Origin of the sequence: Rhizobium sp. FY34 (assembly GCF_005222845.1) — a bacterium.
GTDB lineage: Bacteria > Pseudomonadota > Alphaproteobacteria > Rhizobiales > Rhizobiaceae > Neorhizobium.
The window spans coordinates 179,308-201,517 of sequence record NZ_STFZ01000036.1; the positions used below are offsets into that span (position 1 = coordinate 179,308).

At 61.2% G+C, this 22,210-nt stretch carries 22 protein-coding genes and 1 pseudogene; 22 read left to right on the forward strand and 1 reads right to left on the reverse strand.

Annotation, left to right across the window (positions count from 1 at the left end):
• Positions 1–238 (forward strand): integrase core domain-containing protein (locus tag E8M77_RS22000; protein ID WP_205910514.1); only part of this gene is annotated, 238 nt, incomplete at its 5' end.
• A gap of 51 nt (positions 239–289) precedes the next feature.
• Here the strand turns inward: E8M77_RS22000 and E8M77_RS22005 are convergent.
• Entirely contained in the window at positions 290–679 is a 390-nt protein-coding gene (locus E8M77_RS22005; protein WP_137132753.1) for an RNA-binding domain-containing protein, read from the reverse strand.
• Between the two features lie 126 nt (positions 680–805).
• Between E8M77_RS22005 and E8M77_RS22010 the strand changes: the two genes are divergently transcribed.
• The 21 genes and pseudogenes from E8M77_RS22010 to E8M77_RS22110 all read left to right on the forward strand — a co-directional run bounded on the left by E8M77_RS22010 (position 806) and on the right by E8M77_RS22110 (position 22,210).
• Positions 806–1,213 carry a GPW/gp25 family protein gene (locus E8M77_RS22010; RefSeq protein WP_137132754.1) on the forward strand — a complete coding sequence of 136 codons (408 nt, stop codon included), beginning with the start codon at positions 806–808 and terminating at the stop codon, positions 1,211–1,213.
• Positions 1,206–2,339, forward strand: coding sequence for a baseplate J/gp47 family protein (locus tag E8M77_RS22015; RefSeq protein ID WP_137132755.1), 1,134 nt, complete (start codon positions 1,206–1,208; stop codon positions 2,337–2,339). The genes E8M77_RS22010 and E8M77_RS22015 overlap by 8 nt, the downstream gene beginning before the upstream one ends.
• Positions 2,332–2,991 (forward strand): phage tail protein I, encoded by a 660-nt coding sequence (locus tag E8M77_RS22020; RefSeq protein ID WP_137132756.1) that lies wholly within the window; start codon positions 2,332–2,334, stop codon positions 2,989–2,991. Before E8M77_RS22015 ends, E8M77_RS22020 begins: the two co-directional genes overlap by 8 nt.
• Positions 2,992–2,994: 3 nt before the next feature.
• A complete protein-coding gene (locus E8M77_RS22025; protein WP_137132757.1) occupies positions 2,995–5,067 on the forward strand; it encodes a phage tail protein in 2,073 nt (690 codons plus the stop codon).
• On the forward strand, positions 5,060–5,665 hold the full coding sequence (locus E8M77_RS22030) for a hypothetical protein (protein ID WP_137132758.1): 606 nt from the start codon (positions 5,060–5,062) through the stop codon (positions 5,663–5,665). The genes E8M77_RS22025 and E8M77_RS22030 overlap by 8 nt, the downstream gene beginning before the upstream one ends.
• A gap of 527 nt (positions 5,666–6,192) precedes the next feature.
• Positions 6,193–7,248, forward strand: coding sequence for an ABC transporter ATP-binding protein (locus tag E8M77_RS22040; RefSeq protein WP_205910515.1), 1,056 nt, complete (start codon positions 6,193–6,195; stop codon positions 7,246–7,248).
• 18 nt (positions 7,249–7,266) lie between these two features.
• Positions 7,267–7,755, forward strand: coding sequence for a formyltransferase family protein (locus tag E8M77_RS22045; protein ID WP_137132760.1), 489 nt, complete (start codon positions 7,267–7,269; stop codon positions 7,753–7,755).
• A 177-nt stretch (positions 7,756–7,932) separates the two neighbouring features.
• Positions 7,933–8,763 (forward strand): annotated as a pseudogene (locus E8M77_RS24430) (glycoside hydrolase TIM-barrel-like domain-containing protein); the annotation flags it as partial.
• 153 nt (positions 8,764–8,916) lie between these two features.
• Positions 8,917–10,485: a phage tail protein gene (locus tag E8M77_RS24435; protein WP_281408217.1), complete on the forward strand. Its 1,569-nt coding sequence runs from the start codon at positions 8,917–8,919 to the stop codon at positions 10,483–10,485.
• Positions 10,485–10,715 carry a hypothetical protein gene (locus E8M77_RS22055; RefSeq protein WP_137132762.1) on the forward strand — a complete coding sequence of 77 codons (231 nt, stop codon included), beginning with the start codon at positions 10,485–10,487 and terminating at the stop codon, positions 10,713–10,715. Before E8M77_RS24435 ends, E8M77_RS22055 begins: the two co-directional genes overlap by 1 nt.
• Before the next feature lie 112 nt (positions 10,716–10,827).
• Positions 10,828–11,082 (forward strand): hypothetical protein, encoded by a 255-nt coding sequence (locus E8M77_RS22060; RefSeq protein ID WP_137132763.1) that lies wholly within the window; start codon positions 10,828–10,830, stop codon positions 11,080–11,082.
• Between the two features lie 47 nt (positions 11,083–11,129).
• Positions 11,130–11,801 carry a response regulator transcription factor gene (locus tag E8M77_RS22065; protein ID WP_137132764.1) on the forward strand — a complete coding sequence of 224 codons (672 nt, stop codon included), beginning with the start codon at positions 11,130–11,132 and terminating at the stop codon, positions 11,799–11,801.
• Complete coding sequence (locus E8M77_RS22070) at positions 11,791–13,188, forward strand: HAMP domain-containing sensor histidine kinase (protein ID WP_137132765.1); 1,398 nt, start codon at positions 11,791–11,793, stop codon at positions 13,186–13,188. The genes E8M77_RS22065 and E8M77_RS22070 overlap by 11 nt, the downstream gene beginning before the upstream one ends.
• A 247-nt stretch (positions 13,189–13,435) precedes the next feature.
• Positions 13,436–13,858: a hypothetical protein gene (locus E8M77_RS22075; RefSeq protein WP_137132766.1), complete on the forward strand. Its 423-nt coding sequence runs from the start codon at positions 13,436–13,438 to the stop codon at positions 13,856–13,858.
• 139 nt (positions 13,859–13,997) lie between these two features.
• Positions 13,998–15,146 carry a c-type cytochrome biogenesis protein CcmI gene (gene ccmI, locus E8M77_RS22080; protein ID WP_137132767.1) on the forward strand — a complete coding sequence of 383 codons (1,149 nt, stop codon included), beginning with the start codon at positions 13,998–14,000 and terminating at the stop codon, positions 15,144–15,146.
• Complete coding sequence (gene ccmE / locus E8M77_RS22085; RefSeq protein WP_137132768.1) at positions 15,143–15,592, forward strand: cytochrome c maturation protein CcmE; 450 nt, start codon at positions 15,143–15,145, stop codon at positions 15,590–15,592. Before ccmI ends, ccmE begins: the two co-directional genes overlap by 4 nt.
• Positions 15,589–17,577, forward strand: a complete 1,989-nt coding sequence (locus E8M77_RS22090; RefSeq protein ID WP_137132769.1) for a heme lyase CcmF/NrfE family subunit — start codon at positions 15,589–15,591, stop codon at positions 17,575–17,577. Before ccmE ends, E8M77_RS22090 begins: the two co-directional genes overlap by 4 nt.
• A gap of 194 nt (positions 17,578–17,771) precedes the next feature.
• Complete coding sequence (locus tag E8M77_RS22095; RefSeq protein WP_137133076.1) at positions 17,772–18,206, forward strand: cytochrome c-type biogenesis protein; 435 nt, start codon at positions 17,772–17,774, stop codon at positions 18,204–18,206.
• Between the two features lie 169 nt (positions 18,207–18,375).
• Entirely contained in the window at positions 18,376–19,956 is a 1,581-nt protein-coding gene (locus E8M77_RS22100) for a Do family serine endopeptidase (RefSeq protein ID WP_137132770.1), read from the forward strand.
• 147 nt (positions 19,957–20,103) lie between these two features.
• Complete coding sequence (locus tag E8M77_RS22105) at positions 20,104–20,793, forward strand: response regulator transcription factor (RefSeq protein WP_281408218.1); 690 nt, start codon at positions 20,104–20,106, stop codon at positions 20,791–20,793.
• A gap of 1 nt (position 20,794) precedes the next feature.
• Entirely contained in the window at positions 20,795–22,210 is a 1,416-nt protein-coding gene (locus E8M77_RS22110) for a HAMP domain-containing sensor histidine kinase (protein ID WP_137132772.1), read from the forward strand.

The window sequence follows — 22,210 nt, forward strand, 5'->3', positions numbered from 1 at the left end:
GCAGACATTGAAAAACCGCATCCTGCTCGAAAACTACTTCTTCTCCGAAGACCTTCAAGCCCAGATCGCCGCCTTCGTCGAGTACTACAATCACCAGCGATACCATGAAAGCATCGGAAATCTGACACCCGCCGACGTCTACTTCGGACGCGGTCATACCATCCTGCTGGAGCGAAAAAGGATCAAACGCGACACAATCAGGCAGCGTCGATTGCAACATCGGCAACAAGCAGCTTAAATCAACAAGCAGACGGACCAGAAACTCCAATCCTTCCAAAGCCAGTCTGTCTCAAATCATTCGATGACGGACACTCATGACTGGCACCGTGGATGGTGGTACATTTATAAATGCATGTTCGACTCCTGTTTCAGGATGAACCTCGAAATTCACGTCGTAGTGCATTTGTGGGTCAGCGTATCGATTAATAGCTGCATTAACGGAGTCCGTGGTGTAGCGCCGAACATTAGCGGGGCAAGACAGTGATTGCAGTTTCTCTTCACCTTCGCCGCGCATGCCAATTACAATCGTGCCCCCACCATGGTTGGCAAGTGCAATAGCTGCTTTTGCAAGCGTTGCCTTGCCTTTGTTTGTAGTCAAATCCAGCCAGCTCTTGTACTCATTGGAAAGAGTTTCATTTGGATAGTTGAGAAATGCCAATAGGTCCTGTTGATCCGCCATCGCCTTGCCCTCCACACTGATTCCCGCTATTTCTGCGCCCTTAGATAGCAGACCCCGACAACCTCACGCCATGACCGGACCCGACGTCCGGTCATTTTCGTTTGTGCCACCCGCTACCTTGTCGGCATGATCGACAAGGACACAATCACCCACCGCCACTGGTCTTTGAAGGTTGGCCGCGCCGACCTACAGACGGGCGTGGCTGCCGATAGCTACGGCGACGTGGTGACGGCGGTCGATGATCTCAGCCAATCCATCACCAATATCGTTTTGACGCCGAAGGGTTCTGTTCCGACCGAGCCGGAAAAGGGCTGCGATATTCTGGGCGCCATCGACAAGCATCCCTCCATCGGCATTCCATACCTGACCCGCGAGATCTGGGATGCGATTACCATCTGGGAACCGCGCGTGACGGTCGAGAAGGTCGAGGTACTGACGCTGGCCTTCTCGCATTTCAGGACACGGGTGTTCTGGCGGCCTGTCCAGTCGGTGCTTGAAGACATCACCATGACGGAGGTGTCCTACAATGGCTGATCCCGTCAAGCGTACCATCAAGCAGCTTCGCGCGGCTGGCGCACCTGAGTTTTTCGAGCGCGACCCCGCCGTCCTGAAGGCGCTGTTCAAGGCGAAGTTCGAGGAAGTATCGGGCCGCACGCTTTACCCGGCGCAGACCGAAATGTTCCTGATCGAGGTGGCGGCCTATGCGCTTTCGGTCCTGAACGAAGCGGCGCAAACCGGCGTGTTGCAAAACACGGTGGTGTTTTCCGAAGGCATTCATCTGGAAAACCGCGCAGCCAGTGTTTCGACCTACAGGCTTTTGGCGCAGGCCGCCGTCACGACCCTTGAATTCCGTCTGTCCGCCATTCGCCTGCTCGATACGGTGATCCCGAAGGGCACGCGGGTGGCCGCCGCCAGTGCGGTGACATTCGCAACGGATGCCGATCTGATTATCCCGTCGGGAATGCTGGCGGCTTCGATCACCGCGACGGCCGAACAGCCAGGTGCCGCCTGGAACGGCCTCAGCGTCGGCGCGGTGACCGACATCCTTGATCCGGTGGCCTTCGTCACCTCGGCCGGCAACACGAGCGTGGTTTCCGGTGGGACCGACATTGAGGAGCAGGAGCGGTTTCGCCTGCGTGCGGCCAACGCGCTGCATAGGATTTCCAAGTCCGGCCCGCGTGACGGCTACCGCGAGCACGTCATGGCGGTGAGCCCGCAGATTGTCGATGTCGCGGTTATCAGGCCAGAGCCCGGCTCTATCGACATCTATCCACTGATGACCAACGGCCTGCCAACTGATGAACTGAAGGCGCAGGTTCTGGCCTATCTGGACCCGGAGACACTGCGGCCCATGGGCGATGATGTATCCGTGCTTTCCCCGATCGCTGTGGTGTTTGACATAGCGCTGACCGTGCGGGTGCGTGAAGCTGCAACCGGCCAGCAGGCTTTGTTCGAAGATGCGGCACGGGCGGCATTCCAGCCCTGGACGCAGGAACTGGGAAGCCAGATCGCCCCCTCGGTTATCACCTCCGCGATCAAATCCTTGCCGCGCGTGGCCGATGCGAAGCTGACGAGCTTTGAATTTACCAATCTTGCCACCTTCCAGTTTCCAGTGCTTGGCAACCTTGCCGTCAATGTCGTGGTGGTGGGCGATGAGTGATTTCATTTCCCCGCTGCTGGTTCCGCCCGGTATCAGCGACCAACGTGACCGCGATTTTGTCTCGGCGCTTTCGGCTGTGCTGTCCCGGTTCCAGCCTTCCTCGCTGCTGATCCAGGATGCCTTCACGGCGCCAACGGCCTTGCTGCCTGTGATGGTCATCGAGCGGGGTTTGAGCGATTTCGTCTCGGCCGACATGCGTGAAGACCTGCTGCGGGCGATGATCGATGCGGCGCCGGAGATCCACGCGATGAGCGGCACGGTTGCCGGTGTTCGCCGCGCATTGGAAACGCTGGGCATTTCCGCCCGTTGGACGCAGTGGTACCAGCAGACCCCGAAAGCTCACCACGACACCCATAAGGTCGTGCTGTTCCTCAATGACACCGTCATCAATGGGCACGCCCCGCTCGATCTGCCCAACCAGCGCGCTGCTGCCCGCGTGATTGCCGCCACCAAGCGCCACAGCCAGGACGTCGCCATTCAATATGGCGTGCGCGGTGACATCAATCTTCGCCCTGGCGCCGCTGCACGCAGAGGCCGAACGGTTCGCATCATGGCGCCACGGCTGGGCGATGCATCGCATTTGATTTCGACATTCTCTGGAGCGGGAGCCTATGCGCTCCGAACCATTCGCATTAACGCAGGGGCAGCGTGACCCATGGCACAGGCCTATTTTTCTCTCATCACCAACGCCGGAAAGACCAAGCTTGCGCAAAGCGCCGCCGGTGGCGCTGCGGTGGTTATCACCCATTTTGCCATTGGCGACGGCAATGGTGCTGACACCAATCCCACCGCCGCCTCGACCGCCCTGGTGCGCGAAATATGGCGCACGCCGGTTGAAAGCGTAGCGACTGATCCGGACAACCCTTCAGCGATCCTCGTTACGGCGATCATTCCCACCCAGGTCGGTGGCTGGTGGATGCGCGAATTTGGTATTTTTGACCAAGCCGGTGCGATGATCGCCGTCGCAAAGCCCGTCAGCCAATACAAGCCAACTGCCCAGGAAGGGCAGCTGGAAGACATTCGTTATGAATTCCAGATCGTCATCGGCGAAAATGCTAACGTAACCCTGCTGGTTGATCCGTCTATTTTGCTGGCAAGCCGCGAATGGGTGATGAGCCGCAAGATACCCATGGCGCAGATGATGCGGACGCCCTGGCTGGCGGTCAATTCCATGACAGTGACCGCGCCGCCGGCAAGCCCGGCCCAGGGTGACGCCTATCTTGTTCCGGCCGGCGCAACAGGCGCATGGGCTGCAAATATCGGCCGGATCGCTGAATGGTCCGGCACGGCCTGGTCCTATGCGGTGCCAACCGATGGCCATGGCATTGGCCTGCCGGATGGTCGTATCTTTGAAAGGATCGGCGGCGCCTATGTCGAGTTCCTTGCAAGCCGCGACTGGGTAAATACCCGCATTACGGCGGTGACGAAGCTCAACCGTCTTCCTTGGCTGGCGGTCAATTCCATGACGGTGACCGCGCCTCCGGCAAGCCCGGCCCAGGGCGACACCTATCTTGTTCCGGCCGGCGCAACAGGCGCATGGGCTGCAAACATCGGTCGGATCGCTGAATGGTCCGGCACGGCCTGGTCCTATGCGGTCCCAACCGATGGCCACGGCATTGCCCTGCCGGATGGTCGCCTCTTTGAGAGGGTCGGCGGTGCATATATCGAAAAGCTGGCGCTCGATGCACAATCTGGCCGATGGACCTATGCGGTGGTCGGGGGAACTGCGAACGCGCTTACGGCGACACTGACACCAGCGCCTATCGCTCTAGTGGCCGGATTGCGGTTCAGCGCCTTTGTCCCATTTGTCAACCTAGGTCCGGTGACCCTGGACCTAAACGTGCTCGGGGCAAAAAACGTTGTCGATCGGTTTGGCAGAGGCCTGTCAGGCGGAGAAATGATTGGCTTGGTCGATTTTGTTTACGACGGCACAAAATTTTGGTCCAGCGTCGCCAATCCCCCGTCTCTCGTTGCAAACAGGCCGTACTACGTCAATGCCTTGACTGGCAATGACAGTAATAGTGGCCTGTCTGCAAGCGCTGCTTTCGCCACAATTCAGCGTGCAGTTGATGTCGTGAGCTCACTCGACCTGAATGGGTTTGTGGCTACGATTTCGGTGGCGAACGGCGCCTATTCATCATTCCAAACGAACCGCTCGGCAAGCGGGGGCACCATCTCCATTGTCGGAAATAACGCGTCTCCCCAGAGCGTCGTTGTGGGTGGCGTCAGCGGGAGCCCTGGAATCATCCTGGCTCATGATGGCTATACAGTCTCCGGCTTCACGCCGCAGGGCGCTGCCGGCCAGAGCAACATTTCCGTTTTTGGGGCGTCGGCCACGGTCGGCACGATGTATCACGTGGGTACATCTGGTGGCGGTGCTCACATCGCATGCGGCGCGGGCGGGTCAATATTTCTGACTGGCTCGCATATCATGGCGGGCGGTGCGGCAGTCGGTCACCTCTACGCCGCTGACAGCGGCGTGATCAGATCAGCCAGTGTTTTGCCGACAATGATCTTTGCGACAACCGCGCTGTCCTTCGGGGCATTCGTTGTCGCGACAAATGGCGATATCAATGTGCTCTACGCCAGCATTACCGGAGCAGGTAACGCGATTGGACCGCGCTATGCAGCATCCCTTAACGGCGTGATCAACACCAATGGCTCCGGTGAGAATTACTATCCCGGTTCCTTGGACGGCACCAAATCGACGGGAGGGCAGTATGCTTAATTACAACCACAGTGCCTGGTACTGGGTGGCCGATGACGGGAGGATCTACAGCTCCTCGTGCCAGCATCTGATAGCGGAGGACGATGCTGACTATGTCAATTTCATTGCAGCCGGCGGCACACCGACTACGTGGCCGAGGGACAGGGCAGGCGACCAAACAGTTACGTCCATGCTGGCTGTTGTCGCACCCTATGGTTTGATCGTTGCCTCATCCGCCCTGGATGCCTGTCGGCAGATCCGCCTTTCGGCAATTACCAGCGCCTGCGGGGCCGCCATTGTCGGAGGCTTCACATCTGATGCACTCGGATCGCTGCACATCTATCCGAGCCAGCAGATCGACCAGATCAATCTCATGGGTTCGGTGACCGACAGCCTCTTGCCCGACCTTTCTCCCGATTGGAGCACTCCTTTTTGGTGCCAGGACGAAAACGGCGCATGGGCTTTCCGGCAGCACGACGCTTTGCAGATCCAGCGGGTCGGGAGCGACGGCAAGGCCCATGTTGTGGCCTGCCAGACGAAACTTGCCATGCTGACCGCTGAAGCGAACAGTAAAACCAATCCCGAAGAGATTGCGGCAATAGGCTGGGGGGCGTCTTAACGGCGGGCCGGCTTCACCGACAAAGCATCCGCGTCATTTTGAGCGGGTGGCCGGGGTGCGCAAACACCCCGAGCAACGGGGTCAAGATTAGCGTCCGAACCCGTCCGACAGCACCGAAAGACAACTGTCACACCCGCACCCTGCGCAGGGCCGGCAACATGTGACTGAGTCGAGAGTGAATCACAATTGGAGAATATCAGATGCGGTTCCTGTTCCGCGCTTCTGTTCAGGGCAAAGCAGGGCGCAATTTCTAACGATCTGGAAATCAAATGCCGCCGCTGCGGCTCAATCAATCATCTGAGGCCATCCGAGCCCGCACCCGATCGCCAGGAGCGACAGGGAAACACGCCTACCATGCCAACCGAAACTGATATGCCGCCCTTGCCGGCGAAAGCCCCCGGTCGGAATCGCTACCGACACCGTCACCAGCAGGGCGTTATCCTGATCTGTGAGGATCAGGAGGCCCAAAGCCTGCTCTATGACGCGCTGACAGCCATCCGAAACTGCAAAATCAAAGTGGTGGTAACGTGAAAATTTCCATCCATCATTCATGCTTGGATTTTGAAAGCTATCGGGCGGCACGGGTCAAATCGCTGTTCAACGTCGAAGACGGGAGCGGCTTTGACATCACAGTCGATTTGCCGGTCGAAGACACGCCATGGAAAATCGGGCTTGTCGTTGGCCCGTCCGGGTCAGGCAAAACATCTCTTGGCCGGCGGGTTTTCCAGACGGATAGAATGGCTCGTGTCGATTGGCCGGAAGATAGACCTATAATTGATGCCATTGCTCCTGACCGTGACTTCAATGATGCGACCACGGCGCTTGCTTCGGTAGGTCTTGGTTCGGTTCCGGCATGGCTGCGGCCCTACCACGTTCTTTCAAATGGTGAGAAATTCCGGGCCGATCTTGCCCGGATCGTGTGCGATCAGCCGGAGGAAATCGTCATTGACGAGTTCACAAGTGTCGTGGACCGGCAGATTGCCAAGGCGTGGCGGCGCACCGAAGGGCGCGCGGTTCTGCTGTCTTGTCACTATGATATTGTTGATTGGCTCGACCCGGATTGGGTCTATGACACCGCGACGGGTGAGTTCACCGGGAGGTGTCATCGGCAACGACCCAAGATCACCGTGGAAATCCGCCAAACCAATTGGCAATGGTGGCGCTATTTTGAGCCGCATCATTATCTGAAGCTTCCGCATATGATCGCGGCAACTTGCTATGTCGCCTTTGTTGACGGTGAGCCTGTCGCCCATGTGGCGTTTTCCACCCGGCCCGGCATGGTTGAGGCGCGCGCTTGCCGGCTGGTTGTTATGCCAGAATGTCGTCGCGGTCGTTGGTATGCGGTTTTTGAATGCGGTCTCTGCGGCATGGCGGCGTGGCCAAAACCGCTACGCAATACCCATGCCGACATTGTTCCACACATCACATCCCGGTCTCGCGATGGCCCTGCGCCGCGACCCAAAATGGACGCAAGTTTCCAGCGTTCTCTACGGCGGCAGCAAGGGGAAGAGTGCCAAGTGCGCGGGCATGAAATCCGGCTATGGCGGACATTTCCGCGCCGTCCAGGGCTTCCGCTATATTGAAGGAACGGAGATCCGCGCATGAAGGTCGGTATCATTGGCCAAAAGTGGTTGGCCCAGCAGGTGTTTGATCAGCTCCGGCAATCTTATCAGATTGGCTTTGTGGCAGTCCCGGACGAAACAGACCGGTTGCACACTGCAGCTATGGAGGCAGGCGCCGTGGTCGTCTGCTATAAGAGGGAAGGCCTATGGCGGCTTCTTGACCACCCTGTCGATCTGTTGATCTGCGCGCACGCTTTTGTATTCATACCACCCGAGGTCAGAGCCGTAGCCTCCCAAGCTATCGGCTATCATCCGTCACTGCTGCCTTTGCATAAAGGGCGTCATTCGATTGAGGACGCCATAAAGGCCGGTGATCGCATCACTGGCGGTTCTGTGTATCACCTGACCGACGAAATGGACGCCGGGCCGGTAGTTTCTCAGAATTGGTGCTTCATTCATGAAGGCGAGACCGCACCCGGTCTTTGGCGGAGAGTGCTGGCACCCATGGGGGTGTGGAGATGTTGCTGAATGCTGCTGACCATCTATCCGCGTACGGCTTCATTCCGGCCGAAGAACAGGAAGAGCTGCGCCGACCGGCAGCATGAGTACGGGCGGCGGGGCTAACAACACAAAAGGAATTGTTTTCGTGTCCGAAAGCTAACGCCACTTTGTCCGAAAGGTCGCGCCGCGCCACAGCATTATGCGGGACTTGCGCTGTCTGCCGGTGGTGTCGACGGCTTCATCATCGGCTCGGAATTCCGCGGGCTCACCCAGGTGCGCGGGGCGGGCAACAGCTTTCCCTTCGTCGCTGAACTGGTGCGGCTGGCAGGCGATGTGCGCGCCCTTCTGGGGCCTGCCACCAAGCTGACCTATGGTGCCGACTGGTCTGAATATTTCGGCTACCACCCGCCGGATGGCTCAGGCGAGGTGTTTTTCCATCTCGATCAGCTCTGGGCCTCGCCGGCAATCGATGCAGTTGGCATCGACAATTACATGCCGCTGTCTGACTGGCGCGATAGCGACCTTGGTGGCGGCAATCCGGATGGCGCGCGCCTGGCAGACGACAAATCGGCGATGACGGCGGCGATTGCGAGCGGCGAGGGCTATGACTGGTACTATGCGAGCGGCGCGGACCGGCAGAACCGTGTCCGCTTACCCATTACCGACGGACTTTCGGGCAAGCCCTGGGTTTTCCGCTACAAGGACCTGGTGAACTGGTGGAGCAATCCGCATTTCAACCGCACGGGCGGCGCGGAGCAGGCCGTTGCGACGCCCTGGGTGCCGGGTTCCAAGCCGATCTGGTTTACTGAGCTTGGCTGCCCGGCGATCGATAAAGGTGCCAACCAGCCGAATGTCTTTGTCGATCCGAAATCCTCGGAAAGCACAAGGCCCCACTTTTCCAATGGGGCACGCTCCGACAGCATGCAGCGGCGCTTTCTCGAAGCGCATTTCGACTGGTGGCTGGGTGGCGGCGCGCCGCAAGGCATGGTCGATCCCGAGCATATCTTTGTCTGGACCTGGGATGCGCGGCCTTATCCGGCCTTTCCCAACAATCTCTGGGTGTGGAGCGATGGCGACAACTGGCGCACCGGCCACTGGCTGACCGGCAGGCTGGGCGCAACGACGCTGGCCGATGCCATTGCCGCCATTCTGCATGACCATGGTTTTCCCGAGCATGATGTCTCTCAGGTGAGCGGCGACCTGATCGGCTATATACAGGCCGATACGACATCGGCGCGCGCGCTGATCGAGCCGCTGGCCAGCGCCTATCTGCTCGACGTGAAGGAGGATGGCGGGCGGCTGGTGTTTCGCTCGCGCACGAAGGCGGCGCTCGCCGCACAGGTGATCGATGTGCTGGCCGAGCGCGAGGATGAGTCGGCCTGGAGCGAGATGCGCGGCCATGACAGCGATTTTGCCGCCGAAGTGGTGGCAAGTTTTGCCAATCCGCTGCTGGATTACGAGCAGGCAAGCGTTCGCTCGCGCCGGGCAGGCACGAGCAGCAACCGCATGCTGCGCGCCGATCTGGCCGGCGTGCTGTACGAGGAGGCGGCGCTGACGCTGGTGGAAGCGCTGCTGCGCGACAACCACCTGTCGCGGCGCAGCCTGAGCTTTCCGCTTTCGCCGGCGATGGTTTCGCTGGAAGCGGGCGACGCGATCCGCCTCAGCGAAGGACCGGACGGTGTCTATGTCGTGACCCGCATCGAGGATGGCGAGGTTCGCCGCGTCGAGGCGCGCCGCCACGAGCCGGCTGCGGTCTTGGCGGCCGCACCCTCTGCCCCTGGCCGCACGGCGGGAACGAATGCCAGCTCCGGCTTTTCGCCGGTTGTGCATCTTCTCGACCTGCCGCGGTTTGAAAGCGGCGAGGCGCAAGCCTTTGCGCGGGGCGCTGTCTATGGCCGGCCCTGGCGGCGCGTGCTTTTCTCCAGTTCGCTTGGCACCGAGGCCTATCGCAGCCGCGCGGCTGTGGACAGGCCGGCGCGGACCGGCCGGCTGTCGGCAGACCTTCAGGCCGGTGTCTGGGGTCGCTTTGACCGTTCCGGCGCAATCGAGATCGATCTGTCTTTCGGCGGACTGTCCTCGTCGGATGAGACCTCCGTGCTGTCGGGAACGAACCGGATTGCGGTGCAATGCGCCAGCGGCAGCTGGGAGGTGCTGGGTTTTGCCATGGCGGAAGAAACGGCGCCGAATCACTGGCGGCTCAGCCAGCTGTTGCGCGGGCTTTCCGGCACCGAGGATGGCATGGCGGCGGGCGCGCCTGCCGGATCGCCGGTCGTTGTGCTGGACGAGGCCGTGGTGCCGCTTGGGCTGACGGTTGACGAGCGCGGCATAGCGCAGAACTGGCTGGTCGAGGCGCTGGGCACGGGCGGTGGACAGGCCGGCCCCTTTTCGTTTGCCGGTGGCCTGCGCGCCGAGACACCGCTTGCGCCGGTGCATGCGCGTTGCAGACGGCAGGCCGGTGGCGTGGCCTTCAGCTGGGTGCGACGGGCCCGAAGCGATGCCTATGACTGGGCCGCCACCGATATTCCCCTGGACGAGCCGGAGGACCGCTACCGGCTGGAGCTGATGGCAGGCGTCACGGTGATGCGCAGCGTGGATGTGGCGGGGCCTTTCTATCTCTACACCGACAGCCTTGAACTCAATGATTTTGGTGCAGCGCAGACCAGTTTCCGCATTCGGCTGCGCCAGCTTGGCCGGGCGGTGCCGCTCGGCATCGCACTTGAAACCAATATTCCCGTCAAACGCGAAGGAGATGCATGATGGACAATAGCAAGACCTGGTATCAGTCGAAAACCGTCTGGGGCGCGCTGATCGCGATCAGTGCCTCGCTGCTCCAAATGAGCGGCCGGGACATCTCGGTGAGCGACCAGAATGCGCTTGCCGACGCGATTGTCAGCCTTGCCGGGGCAGTTGGCGGCATCTTTGCCATCTATGGCCGGCTTTCCGCCCGAACGTCGATTTCAGCAACGAAAAGCGGGCCCTTGTCCTGATCGTGAACAGGGGGGCGGCGCATTCATTTGCCATTCAGGCGTCATTGGCTACATAGTTCCCCATTGGTTTGTTTCATAAACCCGTGCGTCACCGTGAGCGGAAGTTGTAGTCATGGCATCAAAAAAGCTGATCGGGATAGTCGCCTCGGCGCTGCTTGGCCTCTCGGTCAGCCAGGCCGCTGCGCTGGACTACCTGATTCTGGTGGCCGGCGATTGCGGTGATGCGGCCTCCAAAGTGGTGCGCGATACCGGCGGGCAGCTGCTTTCGGCGCAGCCATCCAATGATGGCCGCACCTGCGTTGTGACCGTTCTGGTGCAGGGCAGCGGCGAGCGCCCGCGCAAGGTGACGGTACGGGTGCCGATGTAGTAGAAGCGACGGCAAAGGACTTCCCGCCAATCCGTTTCGAGGCTTACATGCGCATTCTCCTGGTCGAAGACGACGTCAACCTGAACCGGCAGCTGACCGATGCGCTGAAGGAGGCCGGCTATGTGGTCGATCAGGCATTCGACGGCGAAGAGGGGCATTATCTGGGCGAAAGCGAGCCCTATGATGCCGTGATCCTCGATATCGGCCTGCCGGAAATGGATGGAATCACGGTTGTCGAGAAATGGCGCCAGTCCGGCAAGGTAATGCCGGTGTTGATGCTGACGGCGCGAGATCGCTGGAGCGACAAGGTGGCGGGCATCGATGCCGGTGCCGACGACTATGTGGCCAAGCCCTTTCATGTCGAGGAGGTTCTGGCACGGGTGCGTGCGCTTATTCGCCGCGCCGCCGGCCATGCCTCTTCCGAACTGACCTGCGGGCCGGTGAAGCTCGATACCAAGGCCTCAAAGGCGACGGTGAACGGCATGGCCATGAAGCTGACCTCGCATGAATTCCGGCTTCTCTCCTACCTGATGCACCATATGGGCCAGGTGGTGTCACGAACCGAACTGATCGAGCACATGTATGATCAGGATTTCGACCGCGACAGCAATACGATCGAGGTATTTGTCGGGCGGTTGCGCAAGAAGATCGGCGTGGACCTGATCGAGACGGTGCGTGGCCTCGGCTACCGTATGCAAGCACCTTCCAATGGTCATTAAATCGGTCACCGCCCGCGTTCTGCTTCTGGCGACAGCCTGGTCGGCGGTGGCGCTGGTGGTGATCGCGCTGGTGATTTCGGCGCTCTATGCCAAATCCTCGGAACGGGCGTTTACCGATCTGCTGCGAGCGCAACTCTACAATGTCATCAACTCCGTCACCATCGGGGACGACAACAGCCTTGCGGGCAATCCGCAACTGGGTGACCTGCGATTTTCGCAGCCGGAAACCGGCTGGTACTGGATTGTCGAACCGCTTGGCACCTTTGCCGCGACGCCGCTGTCTTCCTCCTCGCTGGGCGTGTCGAACATTGCCGTTCCCACCATTCTCAATGTGCCCTTCAACAATCGCTATGAGCGCTTTTACCCGGCGACCGACGCCTTCGGGAACCGCGTCCTGGTGGCGGAGACGGAAGTGGTGCTGGACAGCGAAGGCCGCGCGGCGCGCTTTCGCGTCTCCGGCAATTTGAACATCGTCGATGATGACGTGCGCGGCTTTACCCGCAATCTCTACATCGCGCTTGTCGTGTTCGGGCTTGGCAGTTTGGTGGTGAACGGGTTGGCCATCCTGTTTGGTCTGCGGCCCCTGGACGAGGCGCGCCGGGCGCTGGAAAAGGTGCGGCGCAGCGAGGCCGAACGTCTTGAGGGCGAGTTTCCCCGCGAAATCCAGTCGCTGACCGTCGAGATGAATGCGCTGATCGATAGCAATCGGCGCATTGTCGAGCGGGCGCGCATGCAGGTGGGCAACCTGGCCCATTCCCTGAAAACGCCGATAGCCGTGCTTTTGAACGAGGCGCGGCTGCTGGAAAAGCCGCATGGCGAACTGGTGCGCAGCCAGGCGGAGGCGATGCAGGGGCAGGTGCAATCCTATCTCAACCGTGCCCGCATTGCCGCCCAGCGCGAATCACTTCTGGCCCGCACTGAGGCCGAGCCGGTGCTGGAGCGGTTGATCCGCGTGATGCGGCGGCTGAACCCCGACAAGAATTTCGATCTCACATCGGTGACCTCCGGCCTGTCCTTGGCCATGGAACAACAGGATGTGGAGGAGACTGTGGGCAATCTTCTCGAAAATGCCGCCCGCTATGCCGGCTCAGGCGTCTGGCTGACGATTGCGCCGGCGCTTGCGCCCGAAGGGGCGGATCCGGCCCGGCGCAACTGGGTGGAGATCGTGGTGGAAGATGACGGGCCGGGGCTAGAGCCCGATGACATCAAGGAAGCGCTGAAGCGCGGTCGCAGGCTGGACGAAAGCAAGCCGGGCACAGGCCTTGGCCTGTCGATCGTCGGCGAGATTACCCGCGAATATCAGGGAAGGTTTGAGCTTTCACGCGGCACGCATGGCGGCCTGCGCGCCGTGCTGACGCTGCCGGGCGTGACCAAGGAAGCCGCCTGAGCCGGCGGCATCTGATCGATGGTGGCCGATTGCGCCGGAGGGGGCGAGCCTGTGTCAAAATCTAAATTGTCGAGACGCACAATGGCCTTACAATCACCATGAGTAGGCGACAGAAAGATGCCACACTTTCAAGTTCTGTCTCGACCTTGTTTGCAAAAACGCTAAAAGGTCAGATCAGGCAAATCAGGAACCTGATGCACAAGGTGACTTTATCCCGGCATGTGAATGCCAGAACGGTTGGAGAAGAATGCGCTTGCGCTTTGCCAAATTCGCTGTGTCACCGCTTTTGTCTGCGGCCTTTCTGGCCGGATGCACCACAACCGGTGGCGGGCCTTCGGGCGGGATATTTACCGCGCGCGCGCCAGCCACGCCCTATATTGCAGCCCTTCAGGGCGGCATAGTCGGACGCACGGGCGTGGATATCAGCACGAGTGACCGGCAAAGGGCGCTGGAGGCTGAATATCAGGCTTTGGAAGCGACAGCTGTTGGCCAGCCGGTGGCCTGGAGCGGACGCAACGCCAAGGGCGAAGTGGTGGCCGCCGCGCCCTATCAGGTCGGATCGCAGAATTGCCGCCAATATAGCCATACGCTGTCTGCCGGAGGGCCGGATGTGAAGGCGCGCGGTGTTGCCTGCCGCAATGCCGACGGCACATGGTCGCCCTTGACCTGATGCCGGTTGACACACATCAAGGCTCGCAACAGCGCGAGCGGCGATAGGTCTGCCATAAGATTGCGGCGAAACGCCTCAAATTTGTGTCATCGCTCCGGTTCCGATTGGAAAGGGAGCCGGCTTGAAGTAATTGGCCTACATGGTGTTATGGATCGTACTTGCATGTTTCACGGCCGGGGTCACGGCGCTTCTCATCGCGCCGCTGATGAAGGCGTCGCACCTCACTGTCGCAGACGGCGAGGACGAGGCTGCCGTTTACCGCGACCAGTTGCGCGAAATCGACCGTGACCTGGGGCAGGGGCTGATCGGCGCAGAGGATGCCGGCTATGCCCGCGCCGAAATCGGCCGCCGCCTGCTGGCGGTCGCCGATGCAGCGGCAAAGGTCGCGCCTGCCGGGCGCGCACCGGCGAGGCACCGGCTGGCGACGGCTTTCGTGATCCTCTGTCTTCCCGTCACCGGGCTCTGTCTTTACGTCACGCTCGGTTCGCCCGGCCTGCCTTCGCAGCCGCTGGAGGCGCGTCTGGCCAATCCCGGCAATGACATGGCGCTTCTGGTGGCCAAAGCCGAGCGGCACCTGGCGCAGAACCCCAATGACGGCGCCGGCTGGGACCTTCTGGCGCCGATCTATTTCCGCACCATGCGCCTGCCCGATGCCGACCAGGCCTATCGCAATGCGATCCGGCTTCTGGGCGAGAGCCCGCAGCGGCTGGCGGGGTTTGGCGAAACGTTGGTGGCCACCAATGACGGGATCGTGACGGAAGAGGCACGCGTGGCTTTTGAGCGGGCCGTGGCGCTGGATGCCGGCAATATGCGCGCCCGCTTCTATGTGGCGCTTGCGCTGGAGCAGGCCGGGCGTGCGGCCGAGGCACGCGGCGCCTTTGAAGCGCTGGCCAGGGATTCACCGCCGGGTGCCGCCTGGGCGTCGCTGGTCAACGAGCATATCGCCAAGAATGGTGGCGCGCCGCTGGCCACTGCTGCTGCACCGCAGATGCTTGGCAATCCGAGCGCTGAAGACGTGGCGGCGGCGAAAGACATGTCTCCGGCGGACCGCAGCCAGATGATCAAGGGCATGATCGACAGCCTGGCGGCAAAGCTGAAGGACGATCCGAACAATATCGAAGGCTGGCTGCGTCTGGTGCGCTCCTATCAGGTGATGGGCGATGCGACAAAGGCCAGCGAAGCGCTACAGGCGGGCCTGAAGACATTTCCGGCCGATGGCGAGCCGGGGCGCCGGCTTTTGGCTCTGGCGCGCGAGATCGGAATTCCGGTGGAGGGAGCAACGCAATGACCCGCAAGCAGAAACGCCTGACGGTGATTGCCGGCGGCGTCGGCTTCATTCTGGTCGCCGTGCTTCTGGTGATGTTCGCCTTCAGCCAGTCGATCGCCTATTTCTACATGCCGAGCGATCTGGCGAAAACCAATGTGGCACCCGGCACCCGCATCAGGCTTGGCGGGCTGGTGGAGGCCGGCTCCGTGGTGCGCGGCGAGGGATCGACCGTGAGCTTCAAGGTAACCGATGGCGGGGGCAGCGTGCCTGTCAGCTATACCGGTATCCTGCCCGACCTGTTTCGCGAGGGGCAGGGCGTGGTGACCGAGGGCACGTTCGACACGGCGCACGCCTTCAAGGCCGATTCGGTGCTGGCCAAGCATGACGAAAACTACATGCCGCGCGAAGTGGCCGACCGCCTGAAGGAACAGGGCGTCTGGAAAGACCCGAAGGAGGCGACCCGATGATCATCGAGATTGGCCATTATGCCCTCGTGCTGGCGCTGGCGACCGCGCTGATTGCCTCCATCCTGCCGGTGATCGGGGCCAGACGTGGCGATACCGCGCTGATGGACCTGGCGCCTTTGGCCACGATCACGCTGTTCTGTCTTGTCGCCTTTTCGTTTTCCGTACTGACCTGGGCCTATGCGGTCTCGGATTTCTCGCTGCTCAATGTCTGGGAAAACTCCCATTCGCTGATGCCGATGGTCTACAAGATCACCGGCGTCTGGGGCAATCACGAGGGCTCGATGATGCTGTGGCTTTTGACGCTGACGCTGTTCAGCGCGCTGGTCGCTATATTCGGGCGCAACCTGCCGGATACGCTGAAGGCCAATGTTCTGACAGTACAGGCCTGGATCACGGTGGCCTTCCTGCTGTTCATCCTGTTCACGTCCAATCCTTTCATGCGCCTTGATCCGGCGCCGGCGGAAGGCCAGGACCTCAACCCGGTGCTGCAGGATTTTGGCCTCGCCATCCATCCGCCACTTCTCTATCTCGGCTATGTCGGCTTTTCCGTCTGTTTCTCCTTTGCCGTGGCAGCGCTGATCGAAGGGCGTATTGATGCGGCCTGGGCGCGCTGGGTGAGACCCTGGACGCTGGCGGCCTGGACGTTTCTGACCGCCGGAATTGCGATGGGCTCCTACTGGGCCTATTACGAACTGGGCTGGGGCGGCTGGTGGTTCTGGGATCCGGTGGAAAACGCGTCCTTCATGCCCTGGCTTGCCGGCACTGCCCTTCTGCATTCGGCGCTGGTGATGGAAAAGCGCGAGGCGCTGAAGATCTGGACGGTGCTTCTTGCCATCATGACCTTTTCGCTGTCGCTGCTCGGCACGTTCCTGGTGCGCTCCGGCGTGCTGACCTCCGTGCATGCCTTTGCCACCGACCCGTCGCGTGGCATCTTCATTCTTGCCATCCTCAGCTTCTTCATTGGCGGCGCCTTCGTGCTGTTTGCCTGGCGGGCGCCGCAGCTGAAGAGCGGCGGACTGTTTGCGCCCATTTCGCGCGAGGGGGCGCTCGTCCTCAACAACCTGATCCTGACCGTCTCGACCGCCACCGTTTTGACCGGCACGCTCTATCCGCTGGTGCTGGAAACGCTGACCGGCGAGAAAATCTCCGTCGGTGCGCCTTTCTTCAATCTTTCCTTCGGTCTGCTGATGATACCGCTGCTTCTGGCGGTGCCCTTTGGGCCGCTGCTGGCCTGGAAGCGCGGCGATCTTTTGGGCGCCCTGCAACGCATCTATGTGGTCGCGGGCATGGCGCTGGTGGCGGGCTTTGCTTTCTTCTATGCGCAAAATGGCGGCCCGGTTCTGGCGGCGCTGGGTCTGGCGCTCGGCTTCTACCTCATCTTCGGATCGCTGACCGATCTCTGGTACCGCGCCAATTTCGGCAAGCTTGCCTTCAAGATCGCCTTTGCCCGTTTCAAGGGCCTGCCGCGCTCCGCCTTCGGTTCGGCGCTGGCGCATATGGGGCTTGGCGTGACCGTGCTGGGCATTGTTGCCGTGACCACGTTTGAGACCGAGCATGTGCTGGAGATGAAGCCCGGCATGCGCGCCGAGGCCGGCGGCTATAGCCTCGTGTTTGACGGGCTTCGTGAGGCGATCGGTCCGAATTTCACCGAGGAACGCGGGCATTTCACCGTGAGCCGAAATGGCGCGGTGGTCGCCGATGTCTGGTCCTCCAAGCGCATCTATACGGCGCGGCGCATGCCGACCACCGAGGCCGGTATCCTGACCTTTGGCGCAAGCCAGCTTTATGTTTCGCTGGGCGACCCGATGACCGATGGCGGTATCGTCGTGCGCATCTGGTGGAAGCCATGGATCCTGTTCATCTGGGGTGGCGCGGTGGTGATGATGATCGGCGGCTTCGTGTCGCTTTCGGATCGCAGGCTTCGGGTGGGTGCGCCCAGCCGTCGCGCCAAGCCCGTAAAGCTGGCGATGGAGCCGGCGGAATGATCGGCCAAAAGGGACAGACCCCCTCTGGCCTGCCGGCCATCTCCCCCACAAGGGGGGAGACAGGCTGGAGCCGACGCCTCGTCACCTGGCTTTCGGGTTTGCAAGCTGTCGCGCCAACGGTTGCCCCATATTCTCTCCCCCCTTGTGGGGGAGATGGCCGGCAGGCCAGAGGGGGTCTCTATTACGTACTCCTCATCCTTGCCGTGGTTCTCACACCGCTGCCGGCGCTGGCCGTCAATCCCGACGAGGTCTTGAAGGACCCGGTACTGGAGGAGCGGGCGCGCAACCTGTCTGGTCAGCTGCGCTGCATGGTCTGCCAGAACCAGTCGATTGACGATTCCAATGCCGAACTGGCGCGCGACCTGCGCGTGCTGGTGCGCGAACGGATTGTCGGCGGTGATAGCGACACCCAGGTGATCGATTATGTCGTGTCTCGCTATGGCGAGTTCGTGCTGTTGAAGCCGCGCCTCAGCGGCAAGACGATTGCGCTCTGGTCCATGCCGGCCGTGCTGCTGGTGGTCGGCGGCTTTTGCGTGTTCGTCATGTCGCGTCGCCGGACCCGCAGCGGCGTGGAAAAACCGCTGACGCCGGAAGAGCAGGCGCGTATCGATGCGCTGCTGGGCAAGTAATCCGCCTTTGCTATTTTCGCGTTATCTTCAACATTACGAACAATTCACCTGGCGGACACGTGCAGTTAACGTGGGGCTCCCTATATCTTCAGTCATCCACCGCAGCCGGTTCGCCGGCACTCCAGTCCAGAAGACAGTTCCACGCAGAATGAACAGAAGGTATCGAACCATGAGCAAAATCGGACGCCCCACGCTGAAGACCGTGTTGAAGGGAACGACCGTCGCCGGTATCGCGGCCGTCATGCTTTCCACGGGCATTCCGGTCCATGTTTATGACTCTTTCGCACAACCCGTGACGGTCAATGCACCGCAGGCGCCAAGCTTTGCCGATGTGGTCTCGGCCGTATCGCCGGCCGTCGTTTCCGTGCGGGTGCAGTCCGATGCGACCCCGGTATCCGACAATAGCGGCAATGGCTTTTCCTTCAATTTCGGCGGTCGCGGCTTTGACGAACTGCCGGACGACCACCCGCTGAAGCGCTTCTTCCGCGATTTCGGCGGCCAGAACGGTGGTCCCAACGGTGGCCAGAATGGCGCCCCCAACGGCCGCAATGAACAGCGCGCCGATAAGAACCCGACCCGTCCGCATCACCTGCGTCCGACGGCACAGGGGTCCGGCTTCTTCATCTCCGAGGACGGCTATGTGGTGACCAACAATCACGTGGTGGATGATGGCTCCGCCTACACGGTGGTGATGGATGATGGCACCGAGCTTGACGCCAAGCTGGTCGGCAAGGACAGCCGCACCGATCTGGCGCTGCTCAAGGTCGATGCCAACCGCAAATTCACCTATGTGAAATTCGCCGATGATACCAAGACCCGCGTCGGTGACTGGGTCGTGGCTGTCGGTAACCCGTTCGGGCTTGGCGGCACCGTGACCGCCGGTATCGTTTCGGCTCGTGGCCGTGATATCGGCTCCGGCCCCTATGACGATTTCCTCCAGGTGGACGCAGCCGTCAACCGTGGCAATTCCGGTGGCCCGACCTTCAACCTGAATGGCGAAGTGGTCGGAATCAATACCGCGATCTTCTCGCCGTCCGGTGGCAGCGTCGGCATTGCCTTCGCCATCCCCGCCTCGACCGCCAAGGACGTGATTGCCGACCTGCAACAGGATGGCAAGGTCGAGCGCGGCTGGCTTGGCGTGCAGATCCAGCCGGTGACGCAGGATATTGCCGAATCGCTGGGGCTTGCCGAGCCGAAGGGCGCGCTGGTTGTTGCGCCGCAGGACAATTCTCCGGGGGGCAAGGCCGGCATCAAGCAGGGTGACGTGATCACCGCCGTCAATGGCGAGCCGATCAAGGATGCCCGCGACCTTGCCAAGAAGGTTGCCGTGCTCGGCCCGAACAAGAAGGTGGACGTCACCATCTGGCGCGCCGGCAAGTCACTGTCCGTGCCTGTCACGCTGGGCAATCTTGCCAGTGACGATGCCGCCAAGGCCGAAAATAGCCCGACCGAACAGACACCGCAGCCTTCGAGTGAAAAGGCGCTTGCCAGCCTCGGCATCACGGTTGCGCCAAGTGAAGACGGCACTGGCGTATCGGTAACCGATGTTGACCCGGATTCGGATGCCGCTGCCCGTGGCCTGCGCCAGGGCGAGACGATTACCTCGGTCAACAACCAGGACGTCAAGACGGCCGCCGACATCAGCAAGATCATCGAGGCTGCCCGCAAGGATGGCCGCTCGCGCGCCCTGTTCCAGGTGGAATCGCAGGCCGGCAGCCGCTTCATCGCACTGCCGATCAACGAAGGCTGATCAGCCTGATCCATGCATGACAGGGCGCCGGGCCGGCGATGGTCCGGCGCCCTTTTTCATTTTCAGGAGGCCCAGAAGATGCAGAGCGATACAACGCATGTGCAGACCGGCGCGGAATCCGCTTTTACGGAAGGCCAGCGGGAGGATATGGTCCCGCATATGAAGATTCTGGTGATTGAAGACGATCTCGAGGCCGCGGCCTATATGACGAAAGCCTTTCGCGAGGCGGGCATTGTCGTGGACCATGCAAGCGATGGCGACAGCGGGCTCTTCATGGGCTCGGAAAATGCCTATGATGTGATGGTGATCGACCGCATGCTGCCGCGCCGTGACGGCTTGTCGGTGATCAGCGAGCTGCGCAAGCGCGGCGTCAATACGCCGGTGCTGATCCTCTCCGCACTTGGCCAGGTGGATGACCGCGTAACCGGGCTTCGCGCCGGTGGCGACGATTATCTGCCAAAGCCCTATGCCTTCAGCGAACTTCTGGCGCGTGTCGAGGTTTTGGGACGGCGCAAGGGAACGCCCGAGCAGGAAATGGTCTACCGCGTCGGCGATCTGGAGCTTGACCGGTTGTCGCATGAGGTCAAGCGCGCTGGCAAGGACGTGCTTTTGCAGCCGCGCGAGTTTCGCCTGCTGGAATATCTGATGAAGAATGCCGGCCAGGTGGTGACGCGCACCATGCTGCTGGAACATGTCTGGGACTATCATTTCGATCCGCAGACCAATGTCATCGACGTGCATGTGTCGCGTCTGCGCTCCAAGATCGAGAAGGATTTCGACCGCCCGCTGCTGAAGACCATTCGCGGTGCCGGCTATATGATGAAGGACGAGGCGTAAGGTGTCGAAAAGCCGCTTGCGCCTGCTGTTCCGCTCGACGGCCGTGCGGCTGTCGGCGATCTACATCGTGCTGTTTGCCTTCTGCGCCGCCGTGCTTGTCGTCTATGTGACGGCGATGTCGGAACGTCTTCTGGCGCAGCAGGTACGCGAGGCCCTGACGCAGGAGGCGAGCGATGTGCGCGGCGCCTATGATCGCGGCGGCATCAACCTTCTCCTGCGCATGATGGAGCGCCGGGCCCGCCAGCCGGGCGCCAATCTCTATGTGATTGCCAGCCCGACCGGCGAAATGCTGGCCGGCAATGTGGCGACCGTGGAACCCGGCGTGCTGGACAGCGAGGGCTGGACGGGCATGCCCTTCCGTTACGAGCCCTTTACCGAGACCGGCCCGCCGCGTCCGCATGTGGCGACGGCCACCGTGTTTTTTCTCGACAATGGCTTGCGGGTGATGGTCGGGCGCGATCTCGGTGAGCCGGGCCGCTTCCGCTTCATCGTACGCCGCGCGTTGATGGTGGCTTTGGCGATCATGGGATTTGGCGCGCTGATAATCTGGTTCGGCATTGGCCGCAATGCGCTGAAGCGGATCGACCGGATGTCGGCGGCCAGCACGAAGATCATGGCCGGTGATCTTTCGCAGCGTCTGCCTGTCGGCATGTCCGGCGATGAGTTCGACCGCTTGTCGGAATCGCTGAATTCCATGCTGGAGCGGATCGAGAAGCTGAACGAGGGCCTGCGCCAGGTTTCCGATAATATTGCCCATGATTTGAAGACGCCGCTGACGCGTTTGCGCAACAAGGCCGCCGATGCCCTGTCCGAGGACCGGGAAGAGGTCCGCAAGCTCGCCCTGGAAGGCATTATCGGCGAATCCGACCAGCTGATCCGCACGTTCAATGCACTGTTGATGATTTCGCGCGTCGAGGCCGGATCCATGGCTGCCGAAATGAGCGCCGTCGATCTGTCTGAAATCTCCTCCGATAGCGCCGAGCTTTACGAGCCGGTGGCAGAAGAAGCCGGGCTTTGTCTGGTGACGGAAATCGAGCCGGGCCTGACCGTGCAGGGCAATCGCGAACTGATCGGCCAGGCGATCTTCAACCTTCTCGACAATGCGATCAAATATGCAGCCGGAGCGACGGGCGACCAGCCGATCCGCGTCTCGCTTGCCCAATCGCCGCAGGGGCTGAGGCTATCGATTGCCGATAGCGGGCCGGGCATTCCCGCCAACAAGCGTGAGGACGTGCGCAAACGTTTCGTGCGTCTCGACGAAAGCCGATCCAAGCCCGGCACGGGTCTGGGCCTGTCTCTGGTGGAGGCGGTGATGGGACTGCATGGCGGGCGGCTGGAATTGTCGGCCACCCATGGCGATGATGCGCCGGTGCCGGGCCTCACGGTCACCATGGTCTTCCCCGTCCAAAAGCCTTAA